Genomic DNA, 20635 nt, shown 5'->3' with positions numbered 1-20635 from the left:
TAAGACAACTGATTACCTGCTTAATTGCCAAAAATTGACGCAATACCGATCCGCACAGCAAAGGTTCTGGCCTCCCAACCCTGGAACGACTGCACCAATTCTACTCGGAACAAACGCAATAGGTTGTCGATCCCATAACCCACCTCCATGTAATTTTCAGATGTCGGCGTATGCAAGTAGTTGACAAAGAAATTCTCCTTCACACCCGTTAACCTTAGGGCAGGAATGTGCGTGAACAAGAGCTTTCTGAAGCGGATGTGAGACAGGACAGAGAAATACTCCTCTTGTGTACTGTGGCGGTAATAATCCAATAAGCGGTAGCCGCCTGTTACTTCCATGGGCACAAAAAGCATCCTATTGCCACTAAAATGCTTGAATTCCGTAAAATCCATGGCGTTGTTGTTCAGGAAGGAACCTGCTTCCAGGTCCAGATCGATTTTCGCTCTTACCCCTAAATTCAGGGTGGTTTTAAGCCCCAGCTCCAAGTGATCGTAATCAACAGTACTACCCAACACCCCGTCTATCCCTTTGCGATAGGTGAGTCTAAATTCTGGTGAAGTGTCATTGATGGGAATCAATTCTCCATTGTAGCGACGGAATTTCAACCAGGGTTTTAGGCGGTAGTTAACGACCACCTTTAAGGCTTTTTCATGCTGAAAAGGCGTTGTGATCACCTCTTCATTTTCCGGTCTGTTCGGTTTATAGGCCAAATCCTTATCACCGATCAAGGTCCAGTCCGAATTATTGAATAACTCTGTTCTGTTCGCCCATTCCGAGGCAATGGAAACGGTATGCTTGTACCGAAAACGTCTTGCCCAGCTCAGGTTAAGGTATTCCTTCTGATACAGCCTTATCCAGCTTCTTTTTCGTGTCATGGCGACCCAGCTGTTGATCAACGGACTGACAATGTCAGGATTGAATTGACTCACATAAGAACCCCCGTTGACCCGAAAGGTATTGCGCTGCTCCCCTTTGCCAACACCAAACTGTGTTTCTACTTTGGCATAGACTTGATTAGAGGCGAATCCATAGCGAACAAAAGGACTGATCCTCAAGCGCGTCGTGGTGTCATTTCGCCATAAAAATCTACCCGTAAAGTCCATGTGAAGGCCCTCCACCGTATTGAAATTGGTATGAGAAACAAAGCCCGCAAAGTCAAACCGCAAGCGTTCTCCTAGTTTGTAGTAACTGCCAAAGAACAAGTCCTTGAAGCGCAAGGGATTTCCATTTCGTAAAATAGCGGAATCAGCCTCTGCCTGTTCTTTTTCAGCGACATAGGTACTGTCTTGCCATTCGTAGCCGCTCACCTCTTTTTCTGTTAGGGGAACAGGACGAATCTTTGCCCAATAGGCCGAATCCTTCTTTGCCGCTAAGGTATCGATGGAGAACCAGTAGTCGGAGATCACGTCTCGATCTTCTTCGGCTTCCTCTTTCAATTCTTCCTTTTCGTATTCACGCATCATCTTGCGGAAGTCTTTTCTTGAGACTTCCTTTTCTTCTGCAAAGACTTGCTGCATACCTTCTTCCAGGTTGCCTTTAATTTCCTCAGGTGCAGGAGCAATTTTTTCATCAACCAGAATAACCGAAGCGTCTAGATCCGGATTTGGGGTGATCTGGTAATTGCTCACTGAGGCCAAGTAACTGTACTTTCCGGCAAGGCCAAAGACAGAACCTTCAAATTCAAACTGTTGGTTGACGGGCATCCAGACTTCATTTTCGACGGGCGCATAGATCTGCTTGATGTTGATCTTGAAGCCCAATAAACTCGTGGTCAGGTCGAGCGAATGGATATTCCAGAAATCTTCTCGAATGTAGATCTCCCCTTCGAAGACATCATCACCCTTGGAGCGGGGGGTTACTTTGATCTTATTGATCTCATTGCCCCGATCCATAAAGCTGCCCATGTATTCAAACTTGTAATAACCAAAGGCCCGAGGATGCAGAGGAGAAATGGCATTCACCACTTTTGGCGTATAGAAACTTCCGTTGATGTAGGCATTTGGGTTGGCATTGTCGATGTCTTGTCCTGAAGCCCGCACGGAGATCACTTTCTCTTTGAAGGTATTGGGGCGCTCAAAATAGATCTCTGACACTGATTCAGAGGTAAACACCTGGCTGGTATCGATCCCTTCTTCTTCAAAGGTCTTTCTCAAGAGCCACGGAACTTGGGTGATCTGGCCTGTTCCCTTCATGTACACTTCTGCCTGATAGGTATCATTCTGCAGCAAATGGTACTCGGCTTTGGCTATCGCCTTGCGCATGATGGTATATGAGGGGTCTTCTGCTTTTGCATTGACTTCGACGGTAGGCAGATCGATGATCTGCGTTTTTAAGGTAATGTTGATCACCTCATAGCGAGCTCCGACACGTACAGTGCGCTGTACAGTGGCATAGCCCATGTATTGAAACGTGACCGTGTAATTTCCGGCCTGTAGGGGGAGCTCAAAGTTTCCTTCTAAGTTGGCAGAAGTGCCCGTACCCAATTCTTTAATGTAGATGGACGCGAAAGGAAGCACATCGCCCTGCTCGTCTTTTACGGTTCCTTTGATGCCTTGGGCGACCACACCACTTGACACCAGACCAAGGAGAAACAAGAAAATGAATCGTTGCATGCTTAGAGTTTTTGTTGCGATACAATTTAAAGTAAGAATACTGCTAATTGTTTACGAAATGCTTAATGGTCTTAAGACGTAAGGAAAGCAAAAAAGGTCCGCTGAACGACGGAAAATTATTGATAAAACTTCTTCATGCGAATATAATCCACCACTGGTGCCGGCAATAAGTACTGCACTGAGTGGTTGTTGCGGATAGATTTTCTGATGAAGGTAGCCGAGATATCCAACATAGGAGATTCGACATATTGAATGGCCTCATGTTGCACTTTGATCTTGGTGCGATCTACCTGCGGACGCGGGTAGACGCACAATCCAAAGTTGGCTAGAATGGCTTCATGGTTTTTCCACTTGTGAAAATGAACGAGGTTGTCCTCTCCAATGATCAATTTGAATTGATGCTCGGGATGCTTATCCGCAAGATACGCCAGGGTATCTGCCGTATAACTGGGTTTCGGCATATTGAACTCCACATCCGATGCCCGAAATTTGTAATTCTCCGCAATGGCCAATTCAACCATCCGCAACCGATCAAATTCATGCAAGAGGGAACTACTGCTTTTGAAGGGGTTCAAAGGACTCACCACAAACCACACCTGATCCAGGTCCGTCTGGTCTGCCATGACATCGGCAATAACCAAATGCCCAATATGAATGGGATTGAATGAACCGAAAAATAGACCGACCTTCAAGATTTATTGGGTTAAGAAATCACTTACCAGTTTCTGGGCTTGTGCAAAAGCCTCTGTTAACTCCTTATTGACCAAAGTTACATCAAATTTGTTCTCAAAAGACATCTCAAATTCAGCGCGTTCCATGCGCGTGGCAAATGTCTCAGCCGATTCTGTTCCTCTTCCTGAAAGACGCTTTTGCAACTCTTCTATTGAAGGTACCTTCACAAATACGGCCAAGGCACGATCGCCAAAGTACTGTTTGATGTTCGTTGCTCCTTTTACTTCTACATCGAAGATCACATGTTTTCCTGCTTCCCAAATGCGCTCTACTTCAGTTTTCAGCGTACCATAGCGACTACCCCCATAAAACTCTTCCCATTCAACGAAGGCATCTTCATCGATCTTTTGTTGGAATTCCGCTTGGGACAAAAAATAGTAGTCTTTTCCCGCAACTTCAGTTTCGCGTTTCTGACGGGTGGTAGCTGAAATGGAAAAAACCAATTCGGGGAATTGACTGAGCAGGTGTTTTACGATGGTGGTTTTGCCAGCACCCGAGGGAGCGGTAAAAATAATGGCTTTCCCTTTCGGCATCTTAGAGGTTTACGCTATTTCTGATGGTTTTGATCAAGTCGTTTGGAAGATCCGCTTTGTGCGTACAGAGTTTGGTTTTGATCTGTTCTTGGATCTTGCGTTCATTTTCGAAGGTGAAATTGGACTTCACACAGGTTCGGATCTTTTCCTCAAACAATCTTTTCGATTCTTCATCGGCTTCACCATCCAATACCAGCTGAACAAGCTCTTGAAATTTTTCCTCATCGATCAGGTTGCCTTGTTCGCAGTAACACTTCTTAAATGTGTTTTTAAACCAATCCCTAAACTCCCCCATGACTTAATTTTTTTTAGCGTAACCCATTTCCTTTGCGTATTCGGCTAGTTTCTCTTTCATCATATTTCTAGCCCTATGTAGTCTCGAACGTACCGTTCCAATAGGTATGTCGAGTATTTTGCTCATTTCTTCATAAGTGAACCCTTCCAGGTCACTAAGTATGATCACGGTTCTGAAGTCAACCGGTATGCCATTCAATGCCCCTGAGATCTCATCTCCGATCATGTCCTGCACTGCCTCTACCCTGAGGTCAGAGGTGATCTTGGCTCCAGCATCATCAGAATTGTAAAACTGCTCTACCTCGTTGTAATCGACCTTTGCGGGTTGTTTACTCTTCTTCCTGAAATCGTTGATGAAACTGTTCTTCAAAATGCGGAACAACCACGCTTTTGCATTAGTTCCGCGCTCAAATGAATTGATGAACCTAAATGCCTTTAAATAAGTATCTTGAACCAGGTCTTTGGAGTCATCCGTGTCAAAGGTCAGGCGATAGGCGAAGTTGTACATGGAATCGACATGTACCATGAACTCCTTATCGAAAATATCTGCTTTTTGCGCTTCAGTGTAGTGCTGCTTTTTGAACTGCTCTTCCTGTTGCTGGTCCTCGTTGTGTTGTTCCTCAGGCATGTGGCAAAATAACGAATAAAAAGTGCAACTGTAAAAGAACTTGTTCGGAAGCTGCTTTCTGAACTTGCCTCACAATGAACTTGTATTTCTTTCCTGAAGTGCGGTAGTTTGCGCTGATGGCTGCAACACCACTTCGTATTCTCTTCCTAACCTATCAAGGCGGCATGGCAGGCTCTACCTATTCCATTACCTATTTGGCAAAAGGCTTAGCGGACAGAGGTCATCATGTGTATGCAGGCATACGCCCTGAAATGCCCATTTGGGAGTTGATCGAACACCCGGGCATTATACGCGTCCCCATGCAGATCAAGAGCAAATTTGACGTGAACAATTGGCGCGAGATCCGAGACCTTGTTCGCAAAGAAGGCATTCAAGTCATTAACGCACAATCAAGTTACGATCGGTTCACAAGTATTTTTGCCAAACTCAGGTTCAAGCTTGACGTGCAGATCGTGCATACCCGCAGGCAAAACCCCTTAAGCGCGGGCGGATGGCTACAGCGACAGTTCTACGTGCGCAATACAGCCGGTATTGTGGTGATCAGTGAGGGCCTGAAACGCATTTTTGTTGAGAAGGGCTATCCCGAGGGACATATCCGTGTCCTCCATAACGGCATCCCAGAACAGCGCTTGCAACAGTGGAGTGAAGAAAAGGTGGAAGGCTTTCGACAAGCCTTACAACTCAAGCCTCAAGACAAGGTGGTAGGCTGTATTTCTCGATTCAAGGAGCAGCCTCAGCTCATTGAGGCCATTGCCAGACTCAATGACCCGAGTATAAAGCTGATCTTCGCGGGTGCGTTTCCTGAACAGATCCAGCCTTACTTGGATCAATACAACATCCAAAATGACGTGCACTTGCTAGGTAAACTTCCTGCCGAAGATATTTTGAGTGTTTACCGTTTGCTCGACGTCAACGTACTGGCCTCCACCATGGACGGATTTGGCTTGGTTTTGGTCGAAGCCATGGCCATGGAGTGTCCTGTCATCGCCACTAACTTTGGGGGCATCCCGGATGTCGTCGAAGATGAGGTGAACGGCCTATTGTTTGAAAATAATGACATTGACGGCTTAACGAAAAAGATCCGACGCGTATTAGAGGATAGTGCCCTACGCCAACGATTGATCAAGAATGGATTGGCCACTGCTTATGAGCGGTTCACCATGGAAAAGACTGTCTCAAATTACGAGCAATACTTTGCCGATTTGGTTGCTAAAAAACATTCTTAGTTCAGAAGATTTCTTTTCTAAAAAAGTCAACCTAGTTATTGCATTGCATAATGATGTTTTTCATATTTATAATGATAAACACAAAGACATGCACAAACAAATCCTTAGAATCGAAAGGTTACATTGTTTAATCAAGCGTAAAGCCACCGGCACCCCTTCTGAATGTGCCCGGAAATTGAACATCAGCGAACGCCAACTCTACAACACACTTGATTTAATGAAATCCATGGGTGCTCCGATCTATTATGATCTATCTATTTGCGCCTATTGCTATGATTATGATGTTCACTGGCAGTTTGGTTTCTCAAGAGCCATGAATGAAGAGCGTATGAACAAAATAAAAGGCTCAGGAAATTATAACACAGAAAATTCTCTACTGCAATTTTATTTCAGCAATGCACTCTATTCTTGTTTTCAAGAAGCACACACAACATCCTAGGCAGTGTTGGCTTTGAATTTGAATTTTAACTAAAAACAAAAAGAAAATGAAAAGTTTGAGTATTGAAAAAATGGAGAATGTTTCAGGTGGACAGTATACTGAAGAACAATTTGTATGTGGAGCGGCTGTGGCAGCAGCTGGGGTAGCATACGCTACCGCATTCCTATTCCCACCAGCGGCAATTACTATGGGGGCCTTAGGTTTATTATTCGGTGGAGCTTGGTTAAGTACAGTAGGTATAGTAATGGGTTGCAAAGATTAAAAAGAAACGGGGCTTATCGCCCCTTTTTATAGGATTATGAAAAATTTACACTCCTACTTAGTAACTGTTTTAAGTCTAATCTCATTATATTTTTTTGTCTCAATTAGTGACATCAAACATGATAATTTGGTTGCGAGCATTACTTTCTACTTACTAGTAACTATAAAACTATTGGTTACTCTAGTTCTTATTAGAATTCAATTGCCCATTATTAAATACGACTCTCATAATGGAAACAAGGATCTTTACGGAAAAAGTATGGTTAGTAAAATTTCGGACATCCTTAACGGAGTTTTCTTTCTTTCAAGTCTCTTAGTGGTAGGATATGATATACCTGAGGCTCTCATTGCTAGCAGCATTTTAGTAATTGTTTACCTTATTATCACGAATTTTCTGTATAAATCAAACAGGCCAAAACAGCTTAAAGATTTGATCGGGCCTTTATCATTTCTAGTTGCTATTTCAACTATAGCAATCGGTACTTTTTCTATTATCACAAATTTGAATCTTCCAAAAACACACTCAATAACACAATGGAACTTATCACTTTTCCTAGTACCTGTAATATTATTCTCATTTATCCTTTTAAATAAAAAGAACGTTAATAGTGCTTGAAATAACCAATAAGTCAATTAAGATGGTTAATTCTAGTCATGATTTTTTACATGGCCACCTACTTCTTCTCAATATTAACTGTTGGGAGCAATACATAACTTAAATTTCTACATCAAGATTCTTTAACTAGAAATGATCAATGCATTTTTATTGAGACATCAAAAATGGCGACAGATTAACTATACTATGACTACTCTTTTGCACATTTTGATTACAAAAACGAAAGAATACTTCAATTTTTGACACCATGTTTCTTTAACCAAAAAAATGAAGAGCACACTAATAATCTTATCCATTGTCGGAATAGTCATAGTAGCAACATCGATAGTCCCTGAAAACAAAATTAGTCAGACCTCTTATATAATACTGAGCTCAGCTATGACCATACTGTCTGAAGCCTTTTCAATTGAGTATAATAAAGGCAAAGAATGATCAGCAAAACTTTAATAAAATTTCTGATAGTAGTAGCAGTATCTCTAATACCATTGTTCATCCTTGATATAATGGTGTTGTCTGAAAATGACATTTACAACTATTACATTTCCATACTTAATTCAGATAGCATTGATAAAATTATTGAAAGCTGGAAAAAATGGAGATGGATCAGTTATCCTATTTCAATCATTTTCATATTTATCAAGACGCTTTTAGTTACTTCCATTATTTGGATAGTGGTTTTTATCTCAAGCCATAAGAAAACTTTCAATGAAATCTGGGGTATTACAATTTGGACACAACTCGTATTTGCAATTAAAAATTATCTTCTTCTTGCCATAGCTATTTTTTCGCCAGAGTTCAGTTTAACCGATTTACAAAACTTCCACCCCTTATCTTTAGCAAGTATTTTTGAAAGGGATACTCTGCCTTCTTATTGGCTTTTCATTTTTCAGTCTTTGAATCTTTTCGAGATTCTTTACTGGTTTACATTAGCTTTTCTACTTTCCAAACTTATCAAGAAGAACCTAAATGATGGTTTGAAACTCACTTTGAGCTCTTATGTACCGGCTTTTGTGTTATGGCTTCTGGCAGTAACTTTCTTTCTAATCACCAACTCCTGAGCTATGCAAAAAAAACACATCCATTGGCTTCTGGTTTCAGCCTTTACCCTCATCGGAATCATCTTAGGTTATAAGCTAACAATAGAAGTATCTGCAAAAAAAGAGCTTGAAGCAAAACAACAATCACTTTCAAAAGATAATATTGAGTTTTTAGAGAAAGGGGACACCATTGATAAAAAGAGCACAATTCTTTCACTTTTCCACCCTTCCTGTGATTTCTGCAAGGCAGATGCTGAGCAATTCCGAAAGTCTCATGCAGAGTTAAAAGATTTCGAAGTCTTTTGGGTTAGTTATGATGAAAAAGACTCCATTCAAAAATTCGCTAAAACCTACGGACTAGACACTTTACCCAATATGCATTTTGCCTACATGGATATTGAGTCGATGTTGGAACGCTATGGCAATCTCAAATTCCCCACTTTTTTAGCTTATGACCAGAATGGACGCATGCTTAAAAAGTTTATTGGCCTCACGAAACCTAAAGAAATTCTCAAGGCGTATCAAACGGAGTAAAACCAATGTCAAAAAACAAACACACACATTTAGAAAAGTCATTTACCAAGCAAAGAGATCAATCGGATTGCGGTGTAGCTTGTCTGGCTACAGTTTTAAAGTTTTACGGTGGGGAAATAAGCCTGGAAAAGCTTCGAGAATTAAGTGGCACGTCAAAGGACGGCACAACCTTATTAGGACTTTATCAAGCAGCTAATCAGATAGGTTTAGATGCTGAAGGATTCGAAGCAGAAATAGCACATCTAAAAACCCTAGAGCACCCCGCCCTACTTCATGTGGTCATTGACGGTAAACTTCTGCACTATATCATTGTCTTTGGCTACAAAAATGGTCGTTTTATCATCATTGATCCGGCAAAGGGCATTGAGCAACTCAATGAAGAGCAACTTTCTAGCATCTGGAAGTCGAAAGCCTTATTGCTGTTAAAACCTAGCGAGAGGCTAGAGAAAGTTGAAGAACAAAAAAACAAAAAAAGAGAATGGCTCTTAAACTTGGTAAAGGAAGACTATACGATTCTTGCTATAGCAACATTTCTAGGACTCGTTATTTCAGTACTTGGTATAAGCACGGCCATTTTCTCACAGAAATTAATTGATGAAATATTACCTAATCAGGATAATGAACGACTATTCATTGGTCTAGTGCTTTTAACTGCATTATTGCTGACCAGATCGGGCATTCTATATTTGAGATCACTTTTGATTCTCAGACAATCTAAAGACTTTAATAACCGAATCATCCATAGTTTTTATAGCGCATTACTCTACCTACCTAAAAGGTTTTTCGACACACGGAAAACGGGAGAATTAATAGCCCGAATGAATGATACAAACAGAATTCAAAGAACAATAAGTTTTGTTCTTGGAGACACGCTGATTCAATTCCTTGTAGGCATCACTTCCTTGGTTTTTGTCTTTGTCTATTCTTGGCAAGTGGGAGTTCTTTTACTAGCCTTTGTGCCTATATACATTTATCTGGTATGGAAATATACTAAACCCATCACCTCTGGACAAAGAGAGGTAATGCAAGCTTATGCCTTGAATGAAAGCAATTATGTCGATACTATTCAGGGCATTGAAGTAATCAAAAACCAGAGCAAAGAATCGATATTTAGTAAAATCACAGAATCAATTTATGGCCATTTTCAAAACAAGGTCTACGATCTAGGGCTTGTAGGCACTGAGTATGGCGTCTTGACGCAAATTGTAGGAGTTTTGGCCATGGGAGGTGTCTTAGCCTTTTCCTCATTTCTAGTGATTCAAGAAACTCTACAAGTTGGGGAGCTAGTGGCATTATTTTCAATGGCGGGTGGTATTTTTCCAGCCATTGAAGCAATTGCTCGAGCTAACATTCAAGTGCGAGAAGCAAAAATAGCCTTTGACAGAATGTATGAGTTTACTTCAGTTGAGCCTGAGTCGACTCATGCTGACGCCATAGAATCATTAGCGCAAATCCAAACCCTGACCATTGAACAGCTCAGCTTCAGATTTCCGGGAAGAAAACAATTGCTCAAAAACCTCAATCTCACACTCAATAAAGGAGAGATTGTCTGTCTGTTAGGAGAGAGTGGCGGTGGCAAAAGCACGCTACTTCAAGTTCTTCAGAAATTCTATTTCCCGGAGGCAGGTTCCATTCAAATTGACAGCCTCAATTATGATGAATTCAACACGAAGACTATTCGATCTCTAATAGGTGTGGTTCCTCAAGACGTCAAAATCTTTAATGGAAGCCTGATCGATAATATCATTCTTGGCGAAACAGAAATAGACCCAAAGGCCTTAGAAGCATTTATGACTGAATATGGCTTCGATCAATTTTTCAAGGCATTTCCTCAAGGTTATGCTACCATTCTAGGAGAAGAAGGTGTAAACATTTCAGGTGGACAAAAACAATTAGTCAGTTTGGCTAGAGCCTTATGGACCAATCCGGAAATACTATTGCTGGATGAAGCTACTTCTTCTTTAGATAGAAAAACTGAGCATTTTGTGCTGGATTTACTAGATGGACTCAAAAAAGGCAAAATCATTTTTCTAGTGACCCATAGAATCACGACTGCTGCAAAAGCCGATAAAATATACATCTTGGAAAACAATACTATCAGTCTTGCGGGATCTCCGGGTCAGCTTATGGAAAGTCATAATTTCTTCAGTGAGTTTTTTGAAGAGAATTCGTTGCGTCTTGCTTAATGATATTCACAGGTGAAACCCCGAATTAAACACAAACACAAATTGCTGGCTGCCTCAATTATTATAAGTGGCCTTATTAGCTTACCTTTTATAGTTGGAAGCCTAGTTTACGACCGGCAAACTCCTGCATTCGCTTATTTGCATGTAACATATTCATGTTTTGCGCTATATTTTCTCAAGAAAGGCATCAATAACAAGAAATAGGCTGTAATAAATTCCGCATCATCTTTTTCGATATATCATAACTCGCTACCAATACTTCTCAAAATTGGTTGCTAAAAATTAGTTACATGTCTTACCTTGCGTGATAATTAGTTCGTCACCCTGAACCTGCCTTCCGCAGGCAGGCTTGTTTCAGGGTCTTTTATTGATAAGATTCTGAAACAAGCTCAGAATGACGCATAAAACTCAAAAGCGCTTTCATTTGCCCATTTCAAGAGTTTTATGACAAGCCAAAGGATACGAGTAAATGAATTACCTCTCAACATTAAATGAACCCCAATACGAAGGTGTGGTGAACACCGAAGGACCTGCCATGATCATTGCGGGTGCCGGATCGGGCAAAACGCGGGTGTTGACCTTTCGCATCGCCTACCTCATCCAAGAGAAAGGGGTTGATCCTTTCAATATTTTGGCGCTCACCTTTACCAACAAAGCGGCCAAGGAAATGCGGGAAAGGATTGAGAGTGTAGTGGGTTCCAATGCCCGTAACCTATGGATGGGTACCTTCCACTCCATCTTTGCCAGAATTCTCAGGTCAGAGGCCGATCGCTTAGGCTACCCCAGTAACTTCACCATCTACGACACAGACGATTCCAAGTCACTGATCAAAGCCATCGTCAAAGAGAATGGCTTGGATGATAAGGTCTACAAACCGAATGTGGTGTTGAACCGCATTTCAAGTGCCAAGAACCGTTTGGTTTCCTGGGAAGAATACAACAGCAATCCCATTTATGCCGCTGACGATGCCTCGGCACAAAAACCGGAAATGGGCAGGATCTACCGCATCTATTGCCAGCGTTGCTTCAAAGCCAATGCCATGGACTTTGACGACCTGCTCTTCAATACCAATGTATTGTTTCGCGATCATATTGATGTATTGAATAAGTACCAGCACCGCTTCAAGTATGTAATGGTCGATGAGTTTCAAGACACGAACGTTTCTCAGTACCTGATCACCAAAAAATTGGCTTCCGTAAGTCAGAACATTGCCGTGGTAGGGGATGACGCCCAATCGATCTATGCTTTCCGCGGCGCGAACATTGAGAATATCCTCAACTTCGAAAAGGATTTTCCAGAGCTCAAGGTCATCAAGCTGGAGCAGAACTATCGCTCCAGCCAAAACATTGTGAATGCGGCCAATTCGGTTATCGCACGAAACAAGGGACAACTTCAAAAAACCGTTTGGACAGCTAACGATGAGGGAAATCGCATTGAACTGGTCAAGTCCATTTCGGACAATGAAGAAGGTCGTTTTGTCGCTTCCATGATCTTCGAAAAGAAGGCTAGCGACAATTTCAAGAACAGTGACTTTGCCGTGCTCTACAGAACGAATAGTCAATCGAGAGCGATTGAGGAAGCCTTGCGTAAATCAGGTATCGCCTACCGCATCTATGGTGGTTTGAGCTTTTACCAGCGCAAAGAGATCAAAGACCTCATGGCGTATTTGAGGTATTCCATCAATTCTGAAGATGAACAATCGTTCCGACGCATCATCAACCTACCCAAACGAGGGATCGGTCAAACGACCATCGAGAAAATCACAGTGGCTGCCTTTGAACACGATATCCCGCTTTGGGAAGTATTGGAAAATGCAGATTCCTTTTTGGGTGGCCGTGCGGCGAATGCCGTCAATGGCTTTGTCACCTTAGTGCGCAGCTTTAAGATCTATGCAGAAACAAAGGATGCCTTCGAGGCGGCCAATCATATTGCCAAGAGTTCAGGCCTTCTCAAAGAGCTGTATGCCGACAAGACGATCGAAGGACTAAATCGGTACGAAAACGTGCAGGAATTGCTGAATGCCATCAAGGAATTTACCGACAATCCGGAGCAAGAAGACAAGAGCATTGGTGCTTTCTTGCAAGACGTGGCCTTATTGACCGACGCAGACAACGAGGACCCTGAACAAACTGACTTTGTTTCCATGATGACCATCCATTCGGCGAAGGGATTGGAGTTTAACAATGTCTTTGTTGTGGGATTGGAAGAAGACCTCTTCCCCTCACAAATGATGATGAGTAGCCGGGCTGACTTAGAAGAAGAGCGCAGGCTTTTTTATGTCGCCATCACACGTGCCAAAAAGAATTTATACTTCTCCTATGCCCTTTCGCGCTACCGTTTTGGTCGTTTATTGAATTGTGAGCCTAGTCGGTTCATCGAAGAAGTAGACCCTAGCTTTATCTCGATCAATACCCGATTTGGGAGCAGAGAACCCAAGCTAGGCCGAGATGACCAACCACCGGGGTTCAGAAGCAATTATGCCCGGAACCTGATCAAAAGCAAGCGAGAACAACCCAAAGCGCCACCAAAGTATCATCAACCTTCACCGGATTTCAGGCCGAGCGATACCTCCAATTTACAAGAAGGACAAAAGGTGGAACATCCGAAATTTGGTTTTGGTAAAGTGAGAAAGATTGATGTAAGCGGGGCTAACAAAAAGGCTGTTGTGATCTTTGAAGACTTCGGTGAAAAGACCTTGCTGCTCACTTTTGCGAAACTGAGGATAATAGATTAAATTATACTATGCGGTTCACACAATGCCTTATCACGCTGGGATTTCTACTTTTTGTTTTTTCTTCTTCGGCACAGAGCCGTTTGTCAATTGAGTTGGGGGGAGGGATAGCATTTCCTATTGGAAGTTTTGCTAATCAAAACGCAATTGAATCAGCTGTATACGATCCACTGCTTGACACTTGGAATATTGGTTTTTCAAAAGAGAAGAATGGATTCGCTGAGAACGGGTACTTTTTAGAACTCGATGCAAACTATCAACTAACCAAAATTTTTGTCTTTTCAATGATTGTAGGTCAAACTAACAATCCAATCAATGGAACTGCCATAGAGGAATTGAGATCCATCAATGGACAGTTTGAACAAACCATGGCACATGTCAATAATGAAAATCTATACATTCTACCTGGTATGGCATTAAAAAAAGAATTTGGTTCTAATAGTATACAGCTAGGATTAAATATTGGATATAGCTCAATGAACTATCCTTCCTACTCCATTAGTTTAGATTTTCTAAATAGCCCTACTTTTTTTAGGACTGAAGAAAGTCAAAATCGAATTTCGTCAATAATGTATTGAATTGTCTTATAACCAAAAATTGACGCAGCGTTTATCAGCACAGGTTCATTTAAATTACAATTCATCGAGCTACAATTATGAGCAAACAACTCGAGTTTTTCCTGGTGGCAATATCAACCCTACTTTTGAGGACACCCTAAACGTCCAAACCCTCAACCTAGGGGTTAGCTTGGGTTATCGTTTTTAAATGTTATTGGTAGCGCTCTTTGAAGATTATGGAGAGAAAACACTCCTACTCACTTTTGCGAAGTTGAGGATTGTGGAGAATAATTAGCATCAGAAATGATTGGTTTCTACATGTACTAAAACCCTGTGTTTTATGGAAAGACGAAATAAATAAGAATTAAGCTCATGAATAAAAGAGCTTAATTCTTACTGTGTCAATTTCTAGACAATCTTGGGAGTATGAAAGGACTAATTAATAATCAAATATGTCAATACCATTCCTATAACCCCAAATACCCCCCTCAAAACTCCTTTAAGAAAAATTAATTGAATTGGTCGATTATTCTTCTTGAATAGGTTTCGAGTTAAAAACCATAGAACTTCGGAGAATAATAACGCTCCAAATAGTATTAATAAATATGTTTTCATGTTAATCCATCTCTTCAGCCATACAATCTGCAAATTCGTATGCCGCAATTGCTAATCCAACCCAACCTAAGGTACGTCCTGCCGCTTTGCCGAGTACTTTGATCAATCCCTTTTTTCCATAATGTTCTATTGCTTCCTCAATTCCATACTGGAGAATGTATCCCACCGCAGCAAAGCCAAAAGCTTCGCCAATACAATCTACTATCTCACCTTCCGCATAAGCCTGATTGAACATTAATTGATTGAGATCTATATTGCTCATTCGCCGTGACTCCTTTTCTAGGCTCTGCAATATTATATATGCAATCGCGCCCGTTATCGGACTATTTGCACCCCCCAATTCCGTTTCAATATCTTCTTTTCTAAATCCCATTCCTTCCAAAAAAAGAATAGATTCTTGAGTGAATTCCGATAATAATTCTTGTGCTCTGTCATCTGTTAAATCTGCCGTTTGTGTATTGGCCGAACTACCTTTTGAATTCCTTAAAATTCCCTCAGAGACAAACGACTGATATCTTTCACCTACCTTAGCATCAAACTGATTATCAGGTTTGACGGTCTCTTGACACGATTGAACAATTAATAAAAATGAGAATAAAAGAAGCTTAAGGCAAAATAAACCAATTAAACCCTTTCCTGATTTTGTAATAAACTTTTTCATATTGTGTGTTTTTTTATGATTTTATATCTCAATAATAATACTTATTTAATATAAATAAAATTCTTTTAATCAGAAAAGATGACTAGATGAAATCAAAAAGCTGTTATGAAAATTAGAGTGTTCATTACTAGCTCGTTTTTAATAGCAAATTTATGCCTAGCGCAGAGTAAATTTTCAATACAGCTTGATGCAGGAGTCGCATTTCCACTAGGCCACTTTGCAAAAAATACTCCATTGCAATCCATGTTATATTAGGAAGAATTAGCCACCACAGTCGCTATAGGGTTACAAAAGGAAAAATCGCGGAATGGCTCAAAACGGCACATTTCTCGAGATTACAGGCGGCTTTCAGATTGATTCATTTTTAAAGCTTAGTTTACAGGTAGACCAGCAAACAAATACAGTAGATACTGAGGCTTCGAAACACTTTATTTCTGAACTCTTTCAAAATGATTATTCATTCAGCCATAGCGACTATAAGATGCAATACTTAGTACCAATGATAGAGGCTAACCATTTTGTTGAGGACTGGCAATTCGGAATAGGCTTAGGTTATGGACTTTCAAAAATGAATTATCCAAATTATATAGCCTCCTACATTTTTGATATTGAAAATAATTTTACCACGAACTGGCAATCTTGGGGAGAGATGGAGGAGCTCAATAGCGCTCTATTCAAGACCAATCTCACAATTATACTTGCCCTATCTAACCATTTAAACCTCGGGCTCAAATTGGCTTACTCGCAAACTAATTTTGATTTTATTCAAACTACTCGTTGGGTACCTGCTACTAATTTCAGGCCTGACTTTAAGGACACCCTAAACGTCCAACCCCTCAACCTAGGGGTTAGCTTGGGTTATCGTTTCTAAATGAAAAGCTAAAAACTCATCCACCGTTACAATAGGAGCATTAGATTGCTTACTTTAGGGCTTTATATCATTAAAGATGCATTTAGAATACAATACAGAAAGAACAGACGTTCGATTAAAGGAGTATGGACGTAACATCCAGAAACTCGTAGAGCATATCAAAACCATAGAGGACAAGGAAAAGCGTAGCGAATACGCCAAAACCCTTACCGATCTGATGCGACAGATCAACCCGAATGTCAAAGACGGTCAAGACTACGATCAAAAAGTATGGGACGACCTCTATAACATTTCGAAATTCGATTTAGATGTTGAAGCTCCTTTCCCTATGCCCGAAGCGGAGTCATTGGGTAAAAAACCACAGCGAGTGGCTTACAAGAGCTCAAAGATCAAATACTTACACTACGGCCGTAGCGTTGAGATCATGATCGAGCAAGCCATTAAAATGGAAGACCCAGAGACCAAAGAATCTGCCATGATTCACATCGGTCGTTTAATGAAAGGCTTCTACAACACCTGGAACAAAGACAACATCGAAGACGAGATCATTCTCAAGCAGATCAAACAATTGTCGAACAATCAACTCGACATCGACATTGAAAAAGTGAAAGAATACGGACTCTGGGATAATAATGTCAAAGAAAGACGTCCGCAAAACCGTGAATATTCGAACAACCGCAATAGAGGAAGAAACTACAAACACAAAAGAAGAAACTAGATGGCCTCTTTCGTGATCGAAGGTGGCGCTAAACTCTCGGGAGACCTGACACCACAAGGCGCCAAAAACGAAGCACTGCAAATCTTATGTGCTGTTCTACTGACTCCTGAAAAGGTAACGCTTCATAAAGTTCCTGATATCCGTGACGTCAATAAACTCATTGAGTTATTGGCCGCAATGGGTGTGGAAGTCAAGTACATTGGCCATGAAAGCTATGAGTTTTGTGCCAAGAACGTCGATATTGATTACCTCGAAACGCAAGAATTCCGAACAAAAGCCTCTTCTTTAAGAGGGTCTATCATGATTCTTGGCCCACTGTTGGCCCGCTTTGGCAAAGGCAAAATTTCTAAACCGGGTGGAGACAAAATTGGGCGCAGAAGATTAGACACGCATTTTATTGGTTTCCAAAAATTGGGTGCACGCTTCTTGTATGAGAAGCAAACCGGCATGTACCACATCGATGCCTCACATCTGGTGGGTTGCTACATGTTGTTGGACGAAGCTTCAGTAACCGGTACAGCTAACATTCTGATGGCCGCGGTAATGGCCAAGGGAAAAACCACCATTTACAATGCTGCTTGCGAACCTTACTTGCAACAATTGTGTCGAATGCTCAATGCCATGGGGGCAAAGATCAGCGGAGTTGGGTCCAACTTACTCACCATTGAAGGAGTAGAATCCCTTAGAGGAACTGACCACACCATGCTACCTGATATGATCGAGATCGGTTCTTTCATTGGCTTAGCTGCCATGACACAATCTGAACTGACCATTAAGGACTGTCGCATCGATCAATTGGGTTTGATCCCTGATACCTTCCGAAGATTAGGCATTCACCTGGAATTCAAAGGAGATGACATCTATGTGCCTGCACAAGACCGTTACGAGATAGAAACCTTTATCGATGGCTCGATCATGACCATCGCCGATGCCATTTGGCCGGGCTTAACACCCGACCTTCTGAGTATTGTGTTGGTCGTTGCCACACAAGCCAAAGGCACCGTGCTGGTACACCAAAAAATGTTTGAAAGCCGGCTATTCTTCGTGGATAAGTTGATCGACATGGGTGCTCAGATCATCTTGTGTGACCCTCATAGGGCTACGGTCATTGGCTTGAATCGCCAGCAAAAGTTGAAAGGCATTCGCATGACTTCGCCTGACATTCGAGCGGGACAAGCCTTGTTGATCGCCGCCTTGTCTGCTGAAGGCACCAGCGTGATCGACAATGTGGAACAGATCGACAGAGGTTATCAGCACATCGATACCCGACTCAATGCGCTTGGCGCTCATATCGAGCGGGTCGAGTAATAGGTTTCAAATTTGAAGTAAATGCTTAGTTTTATGTATGGCTAAGCACTCGGAGCAATCCCTTCACGGAGAGAACACGTGGTATTCTAAATTCCAAGATTTCATCGGTGAGTTCATTTATGGTGGCATTGATGGAAGTGTCACCACTTTTGCTGTGGTGGCCGGTGCTGCTGGCGCCCATTTGGAGAGTTCCATTGTGATCATTTTAGGCTTTGCCAATCTGATAGCCGATGGCTTTGCCATGTCGGTGGGGGCCTACCTTTCCACCAAATCAGAACAACAGCAGTACGAAAAACACAAAGCCATTGAGTACTGGGAAGTCGACAACCTACCGGAGAAAGAACGGGAGGAGATCCGTGAGATCTACGAAGCCAAAGGATTCGAAGGCGAGCTGCTCGAACAAGTGGTCGACAAGATCACAGAAGATAGAGACCGCTGGGTCGACGTGATGATGAAGGAGGAGTTGGAAATGCAAAAAGAAAGCAAGTCTCCTTTTCAAATGGGTTTGGTCACCTTTATTTCTTTTATCCTGTTGGGCTTCATTCCGTTGATCGTCTACATCGTTGATTACTCCGGTACTCAGGTGAGTGGTGACCTCTTTTGGATCTCCTCCACCCTCACCTTCATCACCTTTGCCGGCATTGGCATTGCCAAAGGGCAAGTAACGCAAACCAGTAAAATCAAAAGTATGTTGGAAACCCTTTTCTTGGGTGGTTCGGCAGCTATTCTAGCTTATTTTGTCGGTGGCTTTCTGGAGCAGATGATCGCTTAAGGATTAAGCACAAAAAAAAGGAGCCAAGGCTCCTTTCATCTTTCTTATTTCGTTCGCTTAGTAGCTATTCAGCATTACCGGCATCACAAGCATTAAAATATCTTCGCTATCGTCCTTTTCACCCGGCACTAATAACCCGGCTCTATTCGGTGCCGACATCTGCAAGGTCACTTGCTTAGAATGTAAGTTGCCGAGCATTTCAACCAAGAACTTGGCGTTAAATCCAATTTCAATGTCTTCGCCCGTATGCTCACAAGCCAATGTTTCTTTTGCTTCGTTAGAGAAGTCCAGGTCCTCCGCAGAAATGGTCAGTTCACTGCCCGTGATCTTTAAGCGGATCTGATGGGTCGTTTTATTAGCATAGATCGAAATTCGCTTCAAGGAACCCAACAGTTCATTTCTGTCGATGCTCATCTCGATCGGATTCTCTTGAGGGATCACGTTCTCATAATCTGGGAATCGTTCATCGATCAAACGGCAGATCATTTTGATGTTATTGAAACTGAAATATGCGTTTGACGGATTAAACTCGACGATCACATTGGAGTTCTCAGAAGGCAGCGTGGATTTCAATAAATTCAAGGCCTTTCTTGGAATAATGATCGACATGCCTGAGTCAGAGGCCACATCTACTCTTCTGTACCTCACCAATCGATGTCCATCCGTAGCCACAAAGGTGGTGTTCGTTTCGTCTAATTTGACAAAAACACCGGTCATGGCCGGGCGAAGTTCATCGTTGCTGGTGGCAAAAATGGTATTGCTGATGGCGCTGCTCAACACCTCAGTCGACATATCTACAGAGTAGCCATCCGATACCTCAGGTACCTTAGGAAAATCTGTCGCGTTCTCACCTGCCAGTTTGTAGCGTCCATTGTCGCTATTGATCTCTATGCTATACGTTTCTTTATCGATCGAAAAAGTTACCGGTTGTTCTGGTAGGTTCTTCAAGGTATCCATCAGGATACGTGCCGGAACCGCAATGCTTCCATCTTCCTTTGCTTCCACATCGATCTCAGTGATCATAGATGTCTGAAGATCAGACGCAGTGATAGTCAACAACCCGTCACTGATCTCAAAAAGAAAATTCTCAAGAATTGGTACCACAGGATTGGTGGTGATGACCCCATTGATGTTTGAAAGTCTTTTAAGCAGCTCGGCCGAAGAAACAATTAACTTCATAAATATATGATTGGTTAGCGTAGATATTTTTAAGCGCTTAAAGTTAGAAATAAAATCGATATAGCGAATCAATTGTGGCCAATTTGCCCGTCTGGAAATTGTTTAAACCCCGTATGCAAGAACAA

At 41.8% G+C, this 20635-nt stretch carries 19 protein-coding genes; 12 read left to right on the top strand and 7 right to left on the bottom strand.

Translation table 11 applies throughout. The annotated features are described in order from the left end of the window. Positions 1-20: 20 nt before the first annotated feature. The 5 genes from AC2D6U_RS00490 to AC2D6U_RS00470 all read right to left on the bottom strand — a co-directional run bounded on the left by AC2D6U_RS00490 (position 21) and on the right by AC2D6U_RS00470 (position 4799). On the bottom strand, positions 21-2612 hold the full coding sequence (locus tag AC2D6U_RS00490; RefSeq protein WP_484718975.1) for a DUF5686 and carboxypeptidase regulatory-like domain-containing protein: 2592 nt from the start codon (positions 2610-2612) through the stop codon (positions 21-23). Positions 2613-2728: 116 nt separating this feature from the next. Next, a complete protein-coding gene (nadD, locus tag AC2D6U_RS00485; RefSeq protein WP_484718974.1) occupies positions 2729-3304 on the bottom strand; it encodes a nicotinate (nicotinamide) nucleotide adenylyltransferase in 576 nt (191 codons plus the stop codon). Between the two features lie 3 nt (positions 3305-3307). Next, positions 3308-3877, bottom strand: a complete 570-nt coding sequence (gene gmk / locus AC2D6U_RS00480; RefSeq protein WP_484718973.1) for a guanylate kinase — start codon at positions 3875-3877, stop codon at positions 3308-3310. 1 nt (position 3878) lies between these two features. Next, positions 3879-4172 (bottom strand): hypothetical protein, encoded by a 294-nt coding sequence (locus AC2D6U_RS00475; RefSeq protein WP_484718972.1) that lies wholly within the window; start codon positions 4170-4172, stop codon positions 3879-3881. Positions 4173-4175: 3 nt separating this feature from the next. Next, a complete protein-coding gene (locus AC2D6U_RS00470; RefSeq protein WP_484718971.1) occupies positions 4176-4799 on the bottom strand; it encodes a sigma-70 family RNA polymerase sigma factor in 624 nt (207 codons plus the stop codon). 116 nt (positions 4800-4915) lie between these two features. On the opposite strand from AC2D6U_RS00470, the gene AC2D6U_RS00465 reads away from it, so the two are divergent. From AC2D6U_RS00465 to AC2D6U_RS00430, 8 genes are all read left to right on the top strand, one after another. Beyond that, entirely contained in the window at positions 4916-6025 is a 1110-nt protein-coding gene (locus tag AC2D6U_RS00465; RefSeq protein ID WP_484718970.1) for a glycosyltransferase family 4 protein, read from the top strand. Continuing rightward, on the top strand, positions 6006-6464 hold the full coding sequence (locus AC2D6U_RS00460; protein WP_484718969.1) for a hypothetical protein: 459 nt from the start codon (positions 6006-6008) through the stop codon (positions 6462-6464). The genes AC2D6U_RS00465 and AC2D6U_RS00460 overlap by 20 nt, the downstream gene beginning before the upstream one ends. A gap of 70 nt (positions 6465-6534) precedes the next feature. Next, complete coding sequence (locus AC2D6U_RS00455) at positions 6535-6726, top strand: hypothetical protein (protein WP_484718968.1); 192 nt, start codon at positions 6535-6537, stop codon at positions 6724-6726. A gap of 1043 nt (positions 6727-7769) precedes the next feature. Then, the gene (locus tag AC2D6U_RS00450) at positions 7770-8399 is read left to right on the top strand and encodes a hypothetical protein (protein ID WP_484718967.1); all 630 of its coding nucleotides are present in this window, start codon (positions 7770-7772) and stop codon (positions 8397-8399) included. Positions 8400-8402: 3 nt separating this feature from the next. Further along, entirely contained in the window at positions 8403-8912 is a 510-nt protein-coding gene (locus AC2D6U_RS00445; protein WP_484718966.1) for a TlpA family protein disulfide reductase, read from the top strand. Between the two features lie 5 nt (positions 8913-8917). Then, the gene (locus AC2D6U_RS00440; protein ID WP_484718965.1) at positions 8918-11098 is read left to right on the top strand and encodes a peptidase domain-containing ABC transporter; all 2181 of its coding nucleotides are present in this window, start codon (positions 8918-8920) and stop codon (positions 11096-11098) included. Positions 11099-11567: 469 nt separating this feature from the next. Further along, a complete protein-coding gene (locus AC2D6U_RS00435) occupies positions 11568-13832 on the top strand; it encodes an ATP-dependent helicase (protein ID WP_484718964.1) in 2265 nt (754 codons plus the stop codon). 8 nt (positions 13833-13840) lie between these two features. Next, entirely contained in the window at positions 13841-14407 is a 567-nt protein-coding gene (locus tag AC2D6U_RS00430; protein ID WP_484718963.1) for a hypothetical protein, read from the top strand. A 595-nt stretch (positions 14408-15002) separates the two neighbouring features. Here the strand turns inward: AC2D6U_RS00430 and AC2D6U_RS00425 are convergent. Next, positions 15003-15662 (bottom strand): hypothetical protein, encoded by a 660-nt coding sequence (locus AC2D6U_RS00425; protein WP_484718962.1) that lies wholly within the window; start codon positions 15660-15662, stop codon positions 15003-15005. 307 nt (positions 15663-15969) lie between these two features. Between AC2D6U_RS00425 and AC2D6U_RS00420 the strand changes: the two genes are divergently transcribed. The 4 genes from AC2D6U_RS00420 to AC2D6U_RS00405 all read left to right on the top strand — a co-directional run bounded on the left by AC2D6U_RS00420 (position 15970) and on the right by AC2D6U_RS00405 (position 19331). Next, on the top strand, positions 15970-16533 hold the full coding sequence (locus AC2D6U_RS00420; RefSeq protein ID WP_484718961.1) for a hypothetical protein: 564 nt from the start codon (positions 15970-15972) through the stop codon (positions 16531-16533). A gap of 76 nt (positions 16534-16609) precedes the next feature. Beyond that, entirely contained in the window at positions 16610-17251 is a 642-nt protein-coding gene (locus AC2D6U_RS00415) for a DUF4290 domain-containing protein (RefSeq protein ID WP_484718960.1), read from the top strand. Further along, positions 17252-18559, top strand: coding sequence for a UDP-N-acetylglucosamine 1-carboxyvinyltransferase (gene murA, locus AC2D6U_RS00410; protein WP_484718959.1), 1308 nt, complete (start codon positions 17252-17254; stop codon positions 18557-18559). Positions 18560-18596: 37 nt separating this feature from the next. Further along, positions 18597-19331: a VIT1/CCC1 transporter family protein gene (locus AC2D6U_RS00405; RefSeq protein ID WP_484718958.1), complete on the top strand. Its 735-nt coding sequence runs from the start codon at positions 18597-18599 to the stop codon at positions 19329-19331. Between the two features lie 57 nt (positions 19332-19388). Here the strand turns inward: AC2D6U_RS00405 and dnaN are convergent, their stop codons facing one another. Beyond that, the gene (gene dnaN / locus AC2D6U_RS00400) at positions 19389-20510 is read right to left on the bottom strand and encodes a DNA polymerase III subunit beta (protein WP_484718957.1); all 1122 of its coding nucleotides are present in this window, start codon (positions 20508-20510) and stop codon (positions 19389-19391) included. Positions 20511-20635 lie beyond the last annotated feature (125 nt).

It is taken from the genome of Roseivirga sp. YIW32 (assembly GCF_057219245.1).
The sequence above is the reverse complement of the archived record's forward strand: the minus strand, read 5'-3'. Positions and strand labels throughout refer to the sequence as shown.

What these genes read in the sequence shown, in the direction of transcription:
- AC2D6U_RS00490 (WP_484718975.1), bottom strand. Translation starts at nt 2,612, where the DNA reads ATGCAACGATTCATTTTCTTGTTTCTCCTTGGTCTGGTGTCAAGTGGT.
- gmk (WP_484718973.1), bottom strand. Translation starts at nt 3,877, where the DNA reads ATGCCGAAAGGGAAAGCCATTATTTTTACCGCTCCCTCGGGTGCTGGC.
- AC2D6U_RS00420 (WP_484718961.1), top strand. Translation starts at nt 15,970, where the DNA reads ATGGCTCAAAACGGCACATTTCTCGAGATTACAGGCGGCTTTCAGATT.
- AC2D6U_RS00435 (WP_484718964.1), top strand. Translation starts at nt 11,568, where the DNA reads ATGAATTACCTCTCAACATTAAATGAACCCCAATACGAAGGTGTGGTG.
- AC2D6U_RS00430 (WP_484718963.1), top strand. Translation starts at nt 13,841, where the DNA reads ATGCGGTTCACACAATGCCTTATCACGCTGGGATTTCTACTTTTTGTT.
- AC2D6U_RS00455 (WP_484718968.1), top strand. Translation starts at nt 6,535, where the DNA reads ATGGAGAATGTTTCAGGTGGACAGTATACTGAAGAACAATTTGTATGT.
- AC2D6U_RS00405 (WP_484718958.1), top strand. Translation starts at nt 18,597, where the DNA reads ATGGCTAAGCACTCGGAGCAATCCCTTCACGGAGAGAACACGTGGTAT.
- AC2D6U_RS00415 (WP_484718960.1), top strand. Translation starts at nt 16,610, where the DNA reads ATGCATTTAGAATACAATACAGAAAGAACAGACGTTCGATTAAAGGAG.
- dnaN (WP_484718957.1), bottom strand. Translation starts at nt 20,510, where the DNA reads ATGAAGTTAATTGTTTCTTCGGCCGAGCTGCTTAAAAGACTTTCAAAC.
- murA (WP_484718959.1), top strand. Translation starts at nt 17,252, where the DNA reads ATGGCCTCTTTCGTGATCGAAGGTGGCGCTAAACTCTCGGGAGACCTG.
- AC2D6U_RS00425 (WP_484718962.1), bottom strand. Translation starts at nt 15,662, where the DNA reads ATGAAAAAGTTTATTACAAAATCAGGAAAGGGTTTAATTGGTTTATTT.
- AC2D6U_RS00465 (WP_484718970.1), top strand. Translation starts at nt 4,916, where the DNA reads ATGGCTGCAACACCACTTCGTATTCTCTTCCTAACCTATCAAGGCGGC.
- AC2D6U_RS00475 (WP_484718972.1), bottom strand. Translation starts at nt 4,172, where the DNA reads ATGGGGGAGTTTAGGGATTGGTTTAAAAACACATTTAAGAAGTGTTAC.
- AC2D6U_RS00440 (WP_484718965.1), top strand. Translation starts at nt 8,918, where the DNA reads ATGTCAAAAAACAAACACACACATTTAGAAAAGTCATTTACCAAGCAA.
- AC2D6U_RS00470 (WP_484718971.1), bottom strand. Translation starts at nt 4,799, where the DNA reads ATGCCTGAGGAACAACACAACGAGGACCAGCAACAGGAAGAGCAGTTC.
- AC2D6U_RS00445 (WP_484718966.1), top strand. Translation starts at nt 8,403, where the DNA reads ATGCAAAAAAAACACATCCATTGGCTTCTGGTTTCAGCCTTTACCCTC.
- AC2D6U_RS00450 (WP_484718967.1), top strand. Translation starts at nt 7,770, where the DNA reads ATGATCAGCAAAACTTTAATAAAATTTCTGATAGTAGTAGCAGTATCT.